The sequence below is a fragment of the Priestia sp. ABM2_011 genome, assembly GCF_056158845.1.
Map to the genome: position 1 here is coordinate 4,308,640 of NZ_JBSWUB010000001.1, position 12,754 is coordinate 4,321,393.

Genomic DNA, 12,754 nt, shown 5'->3' on the forward strand with positions numbered 1-12,754 from the left:
AATAGAAAGGACATTAAATATTTTTTTCTAATTTTATAAGCATTTAGACTCCATATGTACCTAGTGCTTTTGTTGTTATTTTATAGATTTCCTTTATTTAATAATCAATTCAGTAAATCTAAATCTCTTGACTATGGCCTCTTTTCCTATTTTTATTTCAATATTTTCTGAATCTTTCTACCGATAAAGGCAGCTTTCGTCCGTTAAGATTGCCTAGAAAAATGCATGATTTCTCACTTTTTTGGCATATGATGTTATCATAAAAAAAAGAAGTATCATCAAAAGGAGGAAAACAATGGTTGATACAATCCTTTATTTTCTATTTTCTTTTTGCTACATTGTCCTGTTTTTCTTTAGCATATATGTAGTACGAAAAAACACTTCGCCGTTTTACATGCTCTTTCTTCCTTTAGTAATAGCTGGACTAATTTACGATAATGTAATGATTGGGATTGGTTCATTTATCGGTGAAGGCGATACTTTACGTTCACTCAGCATGCTTCGCTTTTGGTTTCACGCTTTATTTACCCCTACTTTGGTGCTCTTTGCGTATGGCGTAGCGAAATATTCGACGATTACATGGGCTAAAAAACCTGTTGCCGGCATTGTTTTTTTGCTGACTACGTTTGCCTTAATTAGCTATGAAATAATCGAGACGATTAGTCAGCGTATGGAAGTTGTACGTGAATATGGCATTGTTCGCTATACATTAGTGGGATCATCCGGTCCCCCTCTTATGGTTCTTATTGTGGCGATTATTTTGCTTTTTGTTGGAATTTCCTTATTTCGCAAGACCAGGTGGAGCAGCATGATGATTGGAGTAGCCGTGATGATTGTAGGAAGTGCCGTGTCAATTCCTATACCAAGCACAGCCGTAACAAATACGTTTGAGCTTATTTTTATCTTTTCTTTATTTTTAACTCAGCGTCATTTAGTAAAAATACATTAAAAAGAAGCGATTCCCTTGCTTCTTTTTTTTATATTTGATATCTTTTACCTAACGACCGTTAGTTAGATTGAGGAGGAGCTTTTTTTGAGTGAATTATCAACTGTAGAAAAAATTAGAGCTACCGCAATGGAGCTCTTTGGAGAAAAAGGCTATACAGAAACATCGCTTGCTGATATCTCATCAAAAGTAGGCATAAAAAAACCTTCCCTGTACGCTCATTTTAAGAACAAAGACGACTTATTTTTACTAACCGTGCATGATTTAATGAATTTATTTTTAACAAAGTTATCTGTTATATACGAACAGCATAAAACAAAGTCTGCTAAAGAACAGCTTCACTGCTTTGTTGTAGATTTCTGCACGATGATTGAAAAAGATTCTTTTGGCCAGATGTACCGTCGTCTTATTTTGTTTCCACCTGAGCATTTGCAGTCGGAAGTAAAAGCTATTTTTTTAAGAAGCGAACGATTGTCTGATCAAATTCTGCATGCTATTTTTACACAGGGAATGGCTGAAGGCGAAATAATTGAACGTCCGATTGATTTGTATATCAATAGCTTTTATTGTTTAACCGACGGACTGTTCATTCAGCGCTTTTACTATGAACCAGAGTATTATGATCAAAAAATCCACGATGCTTGGACAATATTTTGGGAAGGCATACGCGCTAAATAGGCCCTGTAAAAAGGGCTTATTATTATGTAAGGAGGAATTAAAATGGCTTGGATTTACCTTATTATCGCTGGTTTGCTCGAGATTGTATGGGCAATCGGCTTAAAATATTCACACGGATTTACTGAATTAACTCCAACAATCATTACGATCGTCACAATTGTCATCAGCTTTTATTTCTTTTCAAATGCCTTAAAAAAAATTGCTGTGGGAACAGCTTATGCAGTGTTTACTGGTATAGGAGCTGCTGGTACAGCGATACTCGGTATGACCGTTTTAGACGAAGGCGTAAATATTGGAAAGATTTTATTTTTAGGATTAATGATTTTTGGAATTATCGGTTTAAAGTTAATTTCTACTGAAGAAACAGAAAGAGAGGAATCTTAACATGGCCTGGATTGCATTAATAGCTGCCGGTTTCTGCGAAGTGGGATTTGTGATTTTCTTAAAACTTTCGGATGGATTTAAGCGATTGCTTCCTTCAATTGGATTTATCCTTTTCGGTGCAGGAAGTTTTTATCTTCTCTCCTTAGCGTTAAAGGAAATACCTCTTGGAACAGCTTACGGTATATGGACGGGAGTAGGCGCTGCCGGAAGTGTACTTCTCGGCATGCTTTTCTTTCGCGAAGCAAAAGATATGCGTCGAATTCTATTTATTTTTTGTATTGTAGCAGGTGTAATCGGCCTTAAAATCACCGGATAAGGGTGTACTACTTCCCCTCTTTTCGTGCTATACTAAACTTGTAAACACTTTCAAAAAATAGGAGACGATGACAATGAACCTTGGGTTTGGAGAAATTGCCTTAATTGTATTTGTCGCTCTATTGCTTTTTGGTCCAAAGAAACTGCCGGAATTAGGCAAAGCTGCTGGAAAAACGTTAAAAGAGTTTAAAAACGCTACAAAAGGAATTATGGAAGAAGACGAAAAAGAAAAAGCCCCTCCTAAATAAGAGGCTTATATCTCTTTTAAAAGCTGACTCAAACGTTTGAGTCAGCTTCTTTGTGGTGAGAATATACTGAAATTCGATTTCGACCCGTACGCTTTGCTTCATATAAAGCCTGATCTGCTTGATGAACAATTGAAATGGGTCGTATGTTTTCGGATGGAACGACTGTCATTATTCCAACGCTGATTGTGACACACTTAAACACTTCAGAAGCCTGGTGGACAATTCCACGCTGCTCCACTTGCTGTCTAATCGCTTCTGCCATTTTTATCGCTTCATATTGATTAGCTCGTGGAAGCAATATACCAAACTCTTCTCCTCCGTATCTTGCGACAAAAGCCGATTCGTCAAAGACAACGCTTTTAGCGATCTTCGCTACTTCTTTTAAGCATTCGTCTCCTTGAATATGGCCATAGGTATCGTTATACGCTTTAAAATAATCAATATCAAATAGTAGAAAAGAAAGCGCCTCTTTTTCTTTCCGCGCGTATTCCCACTCGATTTCCAGCTGTTTATCAAGAGATCGGCGGTTGTTCAGACCCGTTAAGCCATCTTTCATGGACAGCATTTCAAGCTTTTTATTAGCTTTGAGAAGATCACACTCAGCCTTCTTTTTCTCCGTAATATCTCGATATTCCCAATAGTGGCCAATATACACGTGACCTTCATAGATTGGAATGTAGTCACGCGCATAAATTTTACCGTTAATAAACGTAATTTCTTCATCTACTATTGACTCTTTTGAATAAACGGTGCTTTCTACCGTTTTTAAAAACCTAGCAGGATCTTTCAACATAGGAGCGTGAGATAAAAACAGCTGATTACTTTCCAGTCCAACATATTGATTAGGAGGCCCGGGTATATCAAACATGTCACAAAAAGTTTGATTAATAACGGCTACTTCGCGCTCCGGCGTTTCAATCATGGTACCTGTCTTTGCATTTTGAACCATAACCGAAAACATTTTAGACAGTTTTTTATGCTGACTTGTCGTTACGCGAGATACATATATATATCTACCTGCTAGATACACTAAACACCCCCCTATAAAGGAAGCAGGGAGTAAATAGACGATAGTCGCAGCGGCGTGCTTCATATCTTTAAAAAGAAAGGACAATGAGAAAAATACGCAAAGCAAGCTAATAGAATTCATTAATTGAAAACGAATAAATGGACGATAAGGTAAGCGAACCGTCCACCCAGACAGTAAAGCCATTACGATAATTGTAGCAGCGCCTATTATTCCGCTTTCCGTAATTCCAAATAAAAGCAAACGCATTACTCCTATAATACAAGCTGCAATGATAGCCGGTATCATTCCTGCATAAAGACAAACAATTGTCACCGCTAAAAAGCGAAGGTCAAGAATAATAGTAGAATCTATTTTAATTGTATATATCATTAAAATGCTGCCTAATAGTCCATAAGAACATCCGTAATAAATTAAGCGATACATTTTATACCGTTTTATTCCTTCTACTCTATAAATGATTTGCTCTCGAACTATACTCGCAGCAAACAAGAAAGAAATAATTAACGTGATATTAAAGAGAAGTTGACTCACTCTATTCTTCACCTCTTTCCAAAAGCTAAAACAAAAACAATAGGCTTCTTAGCTTACATATTGTTTACAGCTGCTTTTTTATAACTAGTACTGTTTGATTTATCGAACAGCACTATTTTTTTCTTCATTAAATAAAACGCTTCTATACTATATTCGTTGCAGACAATCCTCTATACGGAAGAAACGACTTCCCTCTTTTTACATAAGAAATTCTACTTGTTAGTATACTACTAAACTCTATGTGTACACATCACCTTTTACCTTTTTTAAAATATTTATCCATTTTCTGTTTTTTGAGTGTTCCACTGAAATGTAAGTAGTCGAACTGCGACAAAAATAAAAAAAGAGCGTCGATAAAACGAGCGCTCTTTTTTATTTTTGATGTAAAAATTCCCAAAGACCTGGCGTTTGAGAAAAATCGAAGGTCTTAACAGCGGAAAGAATTTTAACCTTTAAATCTTGCTTTACGTCGTCTCTATCATGCAGTGAAAAGCTTTGAACAGCTTTATTTATTTTGGGTTCCAGTTTTTTTAATAAACGCCTTGATGCCTCTTCATCTCCAGCTTTCACTTTATTTACAAGTTCGTATAGAGTTTCCATTTCTTCACTTCTTTCTTAAGTCAGTTGTTAATTCTTCCACTTTTTCTTCAAGTCGCTTTATATTATTTTCTACACGCAGTAATAAATAAAAAGAAAGGACAGCGGGAAATCCTACGTTTCCAACAAGTTGAAGCCATTGAGGATCAAACATATCTATCACTCACCTTCATAATTTTTTTCAACTTGCTTAGCGCACGTTGGTAATGGTTAGAAACCGCTTGCTGAGAAATAGAAAAATAAGCAGCTATTTCTTTATGAGTCCAGCGTTCGACAATAATCAAGTGCAACATACACTGCTGCTTGGCCGTTAATTGGCGAAATGCATGATGAAGAATACGATTTTCAAGTTGATTTCCTAAAAATTCATGCTCCCATACAGCTCCGTCCTGTACTCCTAGCATATCTTCAACTGTTCGATTTCCATCTAGCGCAGCCGGCTGCTGCAGGCGAAGAGGAATATATGAACGCTCTTTTTCTTTTACACGCATAACATCTCTGGAATAATGTCTGCAAAGCTTGTTAATATAATGAAGCAATCTAACTTCACTATAAAACTGATGAAATTCTTTGTTTAGAAGTCTTTGTTCTTTTGTATCATTTTTAACAACCGCTTTTTGTAATCGCTCATAGCGTTCTGGTGTCAAAAATGTATTCATTATATGAGTCTGAAGAGTTGCGCTGTGGTTTGTAAGAAATGTATGAAAGGTACATTCTTTGTCATGCCGCTTTTCTTGCTGCGAATAGAGCTGAGTCATTGTGCAAATCTCCTCCTTTTTTTCTTATACTTATTAAAAAGGGAGAAAAGAGTAAAATAACAACACCAAAACGAACGTTTGTTCTTATATAAATTTAACTATATTAGGTTTTTTATGTCAATATGATGAAATGCTCATTAATAATCAAAACGACTCAGTAAAAATAAAAAAAGAGATTGAGACATAACGAAATGGATCCAATCTAAAGACGAACAAATAGGATACATGAGCTGGACTGCTTATTACACCGCAGTTGATTTCCGTGCAAGACTTCGCTTTCCGCGGGCGGCCGCTGAGCCTCCTCGTCGCTGGCGCTCCTGCGGGGTCTCACCTGTTCCGCTTTTCCCGCAGGAGTCTTCGCCTTGCCCTCTAAACAACTGCTAGAAGGAACGAAACAGATGAAATCTACGTTCTGCATAACAAAAAAAACGAAACACTAATCAAACATGTTGATCAGTGTTTCGTTTTTCACTTCGGCTAAAATATTTTTATCCCGGCCCTTTTTATTTCTTCTTCATGTATAGATTATTCTTCTCCTAAAACGCGATTGATACGTTTGCGAAGCATTGGCATTCCATTTCCACCCGCTTGGAAATGACGAAGCTGACCTTCTTTATCAAATACATAATATGCTGGTACATATTTATTTTCAAAAGCGTCTGTTAACTTATGCTCACTGTCTACATAAATTGGCTGAGTAATATCGTGTCCCATTGCCATTGCCTCAATAACACCCATATCTAAGTCATCTTCCGAACGAGGCATATGAACCGCTACAACATTCAATTGATCATCATACTCATCACGAAGATCATTAACTTCAGGCATTGCTTCTTTACATAAATGGCAGCTTACTGACCAAAAGTGGATAAGCGTTGCTTTATCACCTACTAAATCTTCCTTTGTCACTTCGTCGTTAATCCAAGATGTTGCTCCAGTTAATTCAGGCATTTGTTCACGTAATTTCATGTTAAAATCCTCCTCATAAATAAAACTGAATATTCCGTCTTTTATAATTAGAAAACTATCTTTTCTATTTTAATGGCAGCAGTAGAGGAAGTTCTCCTCTACTCTACCGTTATTTATTAAAGTGTTTTTTGACCTGGTTTCCAGTTAGCTGGGCAAAGTCCGCCAGTTTGAAGTGCTTGAAGTACACGTAATGTTTCTTCTACGCTGCGGCCGATGTTGTTATGGTTTACAACTGCATATTGTAATTCACCTTCTGGATTAATAATGAATAATCCGCGAAGCGCTACGCCTTCTTCTTCAATTAATACGCCGTAATCACGTGCTACTGCATGAGTTGGATCTGCAGCTAATGGATAATTTAAATCTCCAAGCCCATTATCTTTACGATCTGTGTTAATCCAAGCTAAGTGAGTATGAATTGTATCTGTAGAAACACCTACCACTTCAGCATCTAGATCCTCAAACTCTTCGTAGTGATCTGATAGGGCTGTAATTTCTGTTGGACATACGAATGTAAAGTCCATTGGATAGAAGAACAATACTGTCCATTTACCGTTTTTCATATTTTCTTCTAAACTTACTTTTCCAAATTCCTTATTTGCAAGTACAGCTTCCATTTCGAAGCGTGGTGCTTGTTTTCCTACCATACGTTCTGCCATGTCAAAACCTCTCCTTGTACAATGTATTTAACAAGCCTATGCTTGTATGTATTATTTTTAATGCAATCAGCACTATTTACTATTTGATAACGATTATTAGTATCATTATAAACTAGTAATAACTATTGATTACATTCTTTATTATACACGAGCTATTATTATAGTCAATACTTTTTTATAATCATTTTAATCTAGGATTGATTATCGAATATTTCTCACTCTTTTTATTCTTTCCTTTGATTAATCCTATGTATGCAGGGATGAATGAACATAGAAGATACTAAAAAACTTCCCTTGTTTCAACATATTTGCTTTTGCAGTGTGCTGCAACAAGATTTCAAATCTCAATTATGCTCTTTATAACTACAATAAAAGAGAATGAGACATAACGATCTAAATCCAATTTAGAGACGAACAAATGGTATAAATCATCTAATAAGGGTCACTACTTGTTACTTAAAACCTGCTTTTACCCTACCCATAAAAAAATCCGAACGAGTTTGATTCTCCATCAAGAATCAAACTCGTTCGGATCTTCCTTCAACTAAACTACTTTTGTCCAGCCTCTTTTATTTATTTCTTATCATTTGGATATACAAGACCGATTTGCTCTCGCACTTTATCCATCACATGCATTGTTAGATACGAATTTTCATAAGAATTTGTGTCCGATTCCATCTTTCCTTGCTTTAACAGCTCTACGAATTCATTTATTTCGTAGTACATAGCAGGGTAAGGCTGATCGACCGTTAACTCTTCTACCCGTCCGTCATTGTATCGAATTTCTACCTTTTCAGCAGTATGTATTTTGTCAATAATCATACTGCCTTTTTCTCCTTGAATTTCACTTGGTAAATGCGAATTTGTAATCTTAGAATACATGATGACCGCGTCGCGATCTTCGTACTCTAAAGCAACTGACCCTTCTCCATCTACTCCAGATTCTAGCATAAACGCCGTTGCCTTTATTTTATGAGGCCCTCCAAACAACGTAATCAGAGGATACAGACAATATACACCTAAATCCATCAGTGAACCGTTGGCAAGCTCTGGCTTAAAGGCATTAAGCACGATACCTTCTTTGTATTTATCGTAACGAGAAGAATACTGACAGTAAGATGCCACGTATTTTCGAATTGGACCAATTTTATGTAAGTTCTCTTGAATCACGTTGAAGTTAGGAAGAAGGGTTGATTTCATCGCTTCCATTAGTAACACATTGTGATTCTTGGCTGCTTGAATCATGCGAGTTACTTCTGCTGCATTGGCTGCGAGCGGTTTTTCACACAGTACATGCTTGTTATTTTTCAAAAATAAGATAGCTTGTTCCGCATGATAAGCATTTGGAGTAGCAATATACACGGCATCAATTTTAGCACTCGCTGCCATTTCCTCCAAATCAGTAAATATATGAGGAATATCATATTTACCTGCAAATGCTTCTGCTTTTTCAATGGTTCGAGAATAAACAGCTGCAAGCTGAAAGTCGTCTACATACTGAGCTGATTCTAACAGTCGATCTGTTATCCAGTTTGTTCCTATTACGCCAAAACGAATCATCTTTTCATCTCCTTTTTATCATCTATGTTGTATTGTATCGTTTTTAAAAAGAAAAACGAAGAAATAATACAAAATCTATACCATTTTCCGTTGCTTTATATCTATTTTGTTCTATATAAAAAAACAGCTCACAACAAATGTAAGCTGTTTTTTTATATGACTCAAACGTAAGCTTATGCTTTCTCACCCACTACAGCAAAACGTTCGTTTACATAGTTTTTATTCTCTAACTCATCTATTAAAGCAATCGCATAATCAGCATAGCTAATATAGCTTTCATTTTGACTATTTGTAATCACGTGATCTTTTCCTAATTGATAGGCTCCAGTGCGAGCACCTTCTGGGTCAAAAAAAGCAGCTGGGCTTAAATAAGTCCAATCTATAGTTGATTTTTCTAGTTCTTTTAAACCTTTGCCCATATTTGAAGCCGTTGGATAATAAGCTGCTGGAAAACCTTCTGTGCTCATTAAAGGCATTGTTTTTTCTTCATCTACAAATAAACTTCCTGCACCGCCCACTACTGCGAGTCGCGTTTGAACACCTTGAAATGCTTTAATAAGTGATTGTATAGACTCAACGTGCATCTGTTCGCTTCCGGGAGGTGCATTAAATGCGTCTACCACAGCATCGAACTGTTCAATGTCTTTTGAAGTAATGACAAAAATATCTTTTTCAATTACGTTTGTTTGATTTTTTAGTTTAGAAGCATTTCGAACAATGGCTGTTACTTCATGTCCTCTCTGTTTTGCTTCTTCCATAATTAATTGACCTGCTTTTCCTGTTGCTCCAATAACGCCAATTTTCATTTTTATTCTCTCCTTTTATTTTTGTTGTAACCACAATAGTTACACATTACACAAAAAAATTTGAGCTTTTATAACACTGCTATTTCTTTTCAGCTCGTTGTAACCATTATAGTTACACATTATTCAATTTGTCAACCTCACTATTCATTTTTTTACGAGATAAAAGATTTTAGGGATCGCTAAAAAATCCACAAAACAATAGCTTATTTACTATTTCAAAATATTCCCATATTTTCAACTTATTTTTATCTCAGAGTACTTTTTTATGAAAAAAGGTTTCTTTTTTATAAAAAAGTGTTATACTAGGTATATTATTTCTTGTTCGGTGTTAACAAATAGAAAGACTTTCTTTAAAGTGATTCTTATTGAAATTGAGCAGAGATAGTAATATATTCGTGGATTTTCCACACAGGAGGTACTACAATGGTACAAGGTAAAGTAAAATGGTTTAATGCAGAAAAAGGTTTTGGATTCATCGAAGTAGAAGGACAAGACGACGTATTCGTACACTTCTCAGCTATCCAAGGCGAAGGTTTCAAATCACTTGAAGAAGGTCAAGAAGTTACATTTGAAATCGAAGATGGAGCTCGTGGACCACAAGCTGCTAACGTTCAAAAGTAATTGATTAAGAAGCTGTCACTAATGTGACAGCTTCTTTTTATGCTCTTTTTTTGTTTTTTATTACATTTTATGAAACTTTATCCTTTTTCATTCGTATATGATAGTAGAAAAACAAACGAGGAGGATGAAGATGCACTCTATTTCACTATCAAATGTATCTAAAAGCTATGGGTCGCACAAAGCCGTCAAAGATCTTAACTTAACTGTAGAAAGTGGCGAACTATTCGGATTTTTAGGTCCTAACGGTGCAGGAAAAACAACTACTATTAAAATGATGACAGGCCTCTTAGAACCTTCTTCAGGCTCTATTGATGTATGTGGGATTAATGTATGGGATTCGCCCATTGAAGCAAAACGAAAAATTGCATACGTTCCTGATCAACCTACACTTTACTTAAAACTCACTGGTATGGAATACTTGCAGTTTATTGCCTCTATTTTTAAATTATCTGCTGATGAATTCGAGACACGCTCCAATAAATGGCTAAGCCTTTTTCAGCTAGAAGAACGAGCAAATGAACTTATTGAGGGATATTCACACGGTATGAAACAAAAAATAGCCTTATGTGGGGCGCTTTTACATAACCCTGAAATTATTTTTTTGGACGAGCCAACTGTAGGACTTGACCCCAAAAGCGCAAGAACGCTGAAGAATCTATTGCGTAGCCTTTGCGATAGCGGCGTAACAGTCTTTATCACTACTCATATTTTAGAAATTGCTGAACAGCTTTGTGATCGAATTGGCATTATTTTAAATGGAGAAGTTATTGCTTTAGGTTCCATGAAAGAGCTTAGAGAGCAAGCGAACAATGATCAGTCCACCCTCGAAGACATCTTCCTCAATTTAACAGGGAATGAAGAGCAGCAAAACATCATAGAAGAACTTGCAAAAGCCGGTGAAATTCAATGATGAAACTCTTGCTTCAAACAGAAGGAAAACTACTTCTTAATCATTTTAGATCTTCTAAAAAACAGGCATACGCCACGGTTGGATTTTCTACTTTATTTATTGCTCTCATTGTGTATTTTTTATCAAAAGGCGTATGGAGAATCGCACCCTCTCTCTCTTTTGAGTTGATGAGCAGCTTATTTTCTTATAGCTGTTTATTATTAATAGGGATGCTGGTCTTAATGGGGATCCCACAGGTATTTAAAAACTTGTATTCTTCTTTGGACCTATCTTTTTTATTTACACTGCCCATTCCGACAAAACAGCTTTTTTGGGTAAAATATATTAAGAGTTTTCTTTCTACACCGTTGATAATGTTTTTTCTATTTTATATACCGTTTATCGTATACGGTATTCGAGTTCATACTAACTTTTTATTTTACATTATTTCATTTGCAGTTTTATTAAGTACAGTGGTAATTGGACTTTCTCTTTGTTATTTACTTAACCTTATATTGGTTCAACTCATTCCTGCACAGAGAGCAAACGAACTTATGACAGCCATGAGTGCTTTATCAGGTGTCATTGTGTATGTATTATTTCAACTTCCTAATTTCAGTTCTAATGGAGCACCTTTTGAAAAAGCAATAGCAGGCCTTCCCTTATTTCCTACATGGACGCCTTTTCACTGGGCAAGCATAGCGATAACTTCAAGTGCTAAAGGATCTGTTCATGCTTTTGTACCGGCGTTAAGTATTATGGTGTTAGCTTTTTTAAGTATTCTCTTATCTTCTTCTTTAGTGGAGAAAGGTTTTAGAACTGGATGGGTTCGTTTAAGTGAAGGAAAAGGAAAAAAGAGAGCTAAAATTTCATCAAGCAAAAAGTATAAAGTTCATCATCCGATTATGGTTATTGGTTTGACAGACTGGAAAAACATAAAAAGAGATTTGCGAGAATGGCTCGTTTTTATGCCTTTTGTATTCTTTCTTATCTTTCCTACCGTTGGTTTTTTAAAAAGTGGAGCTACTTTAGAGAATTTAATTTCTTATAAAGATAACGTATGGCTCGGCGTACAAGTTTTTTTCCTCTTCTTTTACGCTCTCTTTAACGGATCAATGTCTGCCTCTTCCATCGCGCGTGAAGCAGAAACAGCTTCACTTATAAAAAGTCTGCCGATTTCAAGTTGGCAACTCCTACTAGGTAAGCTGTGGATTAGCTGGCTGCTTCCTTTCATCCTGCTATCAACCATTGAAATTGTTCTAGGCTTGTTCATTCATTGGTCTGCTTTACAAATAATTGGTGGTATTTTGCTAAAAGGAATTTTAACCGTTGGAATTAGCAGTATCGGGATTTGGTTAGGTACTATTGGAGCTAAACACAATCCTAACAATCCTCAGAACCGTCTTACTTTTGGAGTTTCAATTCTCTTAGCAATTTTAGCCTATGTGTATTTGTTTATAGCGCTTATTCCATTTGCTTTACTAAACCTCCCTCCTTCATTTAAAGTATTTGCAGACGAACTTGCAGGAAGCGGATTTATTGGTTTCATAGCTGGTCTAGCTTCTAGTTTGCTTTCATTTAAAATGGCATATCCTGCTATAGCTTATCTAATAGGCATTGCTCTAATCATTATCTTTTCAGGAGGAATTGCTTTTCTAATGTTAAAACTTAGCACAACACGCTTAAAAAAAGGCATTCGAGTGGCAAAAGTACACTCCGGCTCTACTTTAGGGCGCCAAAGCTACAAAAAGAGTTTATAAAAA

At 36.0% G+C, this 12,754-nt stretch carries 17 protein-coding genes; 8 read left to right on the forward strand and 9 right to left on the reverse strand.

Annotated elements, in window-relative coordinates; all coding sequences use genetic code 11:
• Positions 1 to 295 precede the first annotated feature (295 nt).
• The 5 genes from ACXAE4_RS22805 (at position 296) to ACXAE4_RS22825 (ending at position 2,571) form a co-directional block, all read left to right on the forward strand.
• A complete protein-coding gene (locus ACXAE4_RS22805; protein WP_034269809.1) occupies positions 296 to 949 on the forward strand; it encodes a hypothetical protein in 654 nt (217 codons plus the stop codon).
• Between the two features lie 84 nt (positions 950 to 1,033).
• The gene (locus tag ACXAE4_RS22810; RefSeq protein WP_154989489.1) at positions 1,034 to 1,624 is read left to right on the forward strand and encodes a TetR/AcrR family transcriptional regulator; all 591 of its coding nucleotides are present in this window, start codon (positions 1,034 to 1,036) and stop codon (positions 1,622 to 1,624) included.
• Positions 1,625 to 1,666: 42 nt separating this feature from the next.
• Positions 1,667 to 2,008, forward strand: coding sequence for a quaternary ammonium compound efflux SMR transporter SugE (sugE, locus tag ACXAE4_RS22815; RefSeq protein WP_028412237.1), 342 nt, complete (start codon positions 1,667 to 1,669; stop codon positions 2,006 to 2,008).
• Between the two features lies 1 nt (position 2,009).
• On the forward strand, positions 2,010 to 2,324 hold the full coding sequence (locus ACXAE4_RS22820; protein WP_033578200.1) for a DMT family transporter: 315 nt from the start codon (positions 2,010 to 2,012) through the stop codon (positions 2,322 to 2,324).
• A gap of 73 nt (positions 2,325 to 2,397) precedes the next feature.
• Positions 2,398 to 2,571, forward strand: coding sequence for a twin-arginine translocase TatA/TatE family subunit (locus ACXAE4_RS22825; protein WP_013055701.1), 174 nt, complete (start codon positions 2,398 to 2,400; stop codon positions 2,569 to 2,571).
• A gap of 28 nt (positions 2,572 to 2,599) precedes the next feature.
• On the opposite strand, the gene ACXAE4_RS22830 is transcribed toward ACXAE4_RS22825, so the two are convergent.
• The 9 genes from ACXAE4_RS22830 to ACXAE4_RS22870 all read right to left on the reverse strand — a co-directional run bounded on the left by ACXAE4_RS22830 (position 2,600) and on the right by ACXAE4_RS22870 (position 9,481).
• Positions 2,600 to 4,132, reverse strand: coding sequence for a diguanylate cyclase domain-containing protein (locus ACXAE4_RS22830; protein WP_261765783.1), 1,533 nt, complete (start codon positions 4,130 to 4,132; stop codon positions 2,600 to 2,602).
• A 372-nt stretch (positions 4,133 to 4,504) separates the two neighbouring features.
• On the reverse strand, positions 4,505 to 4,732 hold the full coding sequence (locus ACXAE4_RS22835) for a helix-turn-helix domain-containing protein (RefSeq protein WP_014461317.1): 228 nt from the start codon (positions 4,730 to 4,732) through the stop codon (positions 4,505 to 4,507).
• A gap of 4 nt (positions 4,733 to 4,736) precedes the next feature.
• A complete protein-coding gene (locus ACXAE4_RS22840; RefSeq protein ID WP_013055696.1) occupies positions 4,737 to 4,883 on the reverse strand; it encodes a YvrJ family protein in 147 nt (48 codons plus the stop codon).
• On the reverse strand, positions 4,876 to 5,487 hold the full coding sequence (locus tag ACXAE4_RS22845) for a sigma-70 family RNA polymerase sigma factor (RefSeq protein ID WP_048020133.1): 612 nt from the start codon (positions 5,485 to 5,487) through the stop codon (positions 4,876 to 4,878). Before ACXAE4_RS22845 ends, ACXAE4_RS22840 begins: the two co-directional genes overlap by 8 nt.
• Before the next feature lie 242 nt (positions 5,488 to 5,729).
• Positions 5,730 to 5,864, reverse strand: a complete 135-nt coding sequence (locus tag ACXAE4_RS22850; protein ID WP_261765784.1) for a hypothetical protein — start codon at positions 5,862 to 5,864, stop codon at positions 5,730 to 5,732.
• Between the two features lie 148 nt (positions 5,865 to 6,012).
• Positions 6,013 to 6,456, reverse strand: coding sequence for a TlpA family protein disulfide reductase (locus tag ACXAE4_RS22855; protein WP_013055693.1), 444 nt, complete (start codon positions 6,454 to 6,456; stop codon positions 6,013 to 6,015).
• Positions 6,457 to 6,572: 116 nt separating this feature from the next.
• Positions 6,573 to 7,115, reverse strand: coding sequence for a peroxiredoxin (locus tag ACXAE4_RS22860; protein WP_014461319.1), 543 nt, complete (start codon positions 7,113 to 7,115; stop codon positions 6,573 to 6,575).
• Positions 7,116 to 7,688: 573 nt separating this feature from the next.
• Positions 7,689 to 8,675: a Gfo/Idh/MocA family protein gene (locus tag ACXAE4_RS22865; protein ID WP_049163085.1), complete on the reverse strand. Its 987-nt coding sequence runs from the start codon at positions 8,673 to 8,675 to the stop codon at positions 7,689 to 7,691.
• A 173-nt stretch (positions 8,676 to 8,848) separates the two neighbouring features.
• Positions 8,849 to 9,481 carry an NAD(P)-dependent oxidoreductase gene (locus ACXAE4_RS22870; protein WP_033578197.1) on the reverse strand — a complete coding sequence of 211 codons (633 nt, stop codon included), beginning with the start codon at positions 9,479 to 9,481 and terminating at the stop codon, positions 8,849 to 8,851.
• 423 nt (positions 9,482 to 9,904) lie between these two features.
• On the opposite strand from ACXAE4_RS22870, the gene ACXAE4_RS22875 reads away from it, so the two are divergent.
• The 3 genes from ACXAE4_RS22875 to ACXAE4_RS22885 all read left to right on the forward strand — a co-directional run bounded on the left by ACXAE4_RS22875 (position 9,905) and on the right by ACXAE4_RS22885 (position 12,751).
• The gene (locus tag ACXAE4_RS22875) at positions 9,905 to 10,102 is read left to right on the forward strand and encodes a cold-shock protein (RefSeq protein ID WP_013055689.1); all 198 of its coding nucleotides are present in this window, start codon (positions 9,905 to 9,907) and stop codon (positions 10,100 to 10,102) included.
• A gap of 130 nt (positions 10,103 to 10,232) precedes the next feature.
• Positions 10,233 to 11,012, forward strand: coding sequence for an ABC transporter ATP-binding protein (locus ACXAE4_RS22880; protein ID WP_315942894.1), 780 nt, complete (start codon positions 10,233 to 10,235; stop codon positions 11,010 to 11,012).
• Entirely contained in the window at positions 11,009 to 12,751 is a 1,743-nt protein-coding gene (locus ACXAE4_RS22885) for a putative ABC transporter permease subunit (protein WP_154989491.1), read from the forward strand. Before ACXAE4_RS22880 ends, ACXAE4_RS22885 begins: the two co-directional genes overlap by 4 nt.
• Positions 12,752 to 12,754: the final 3 nt, after the last annotated feature.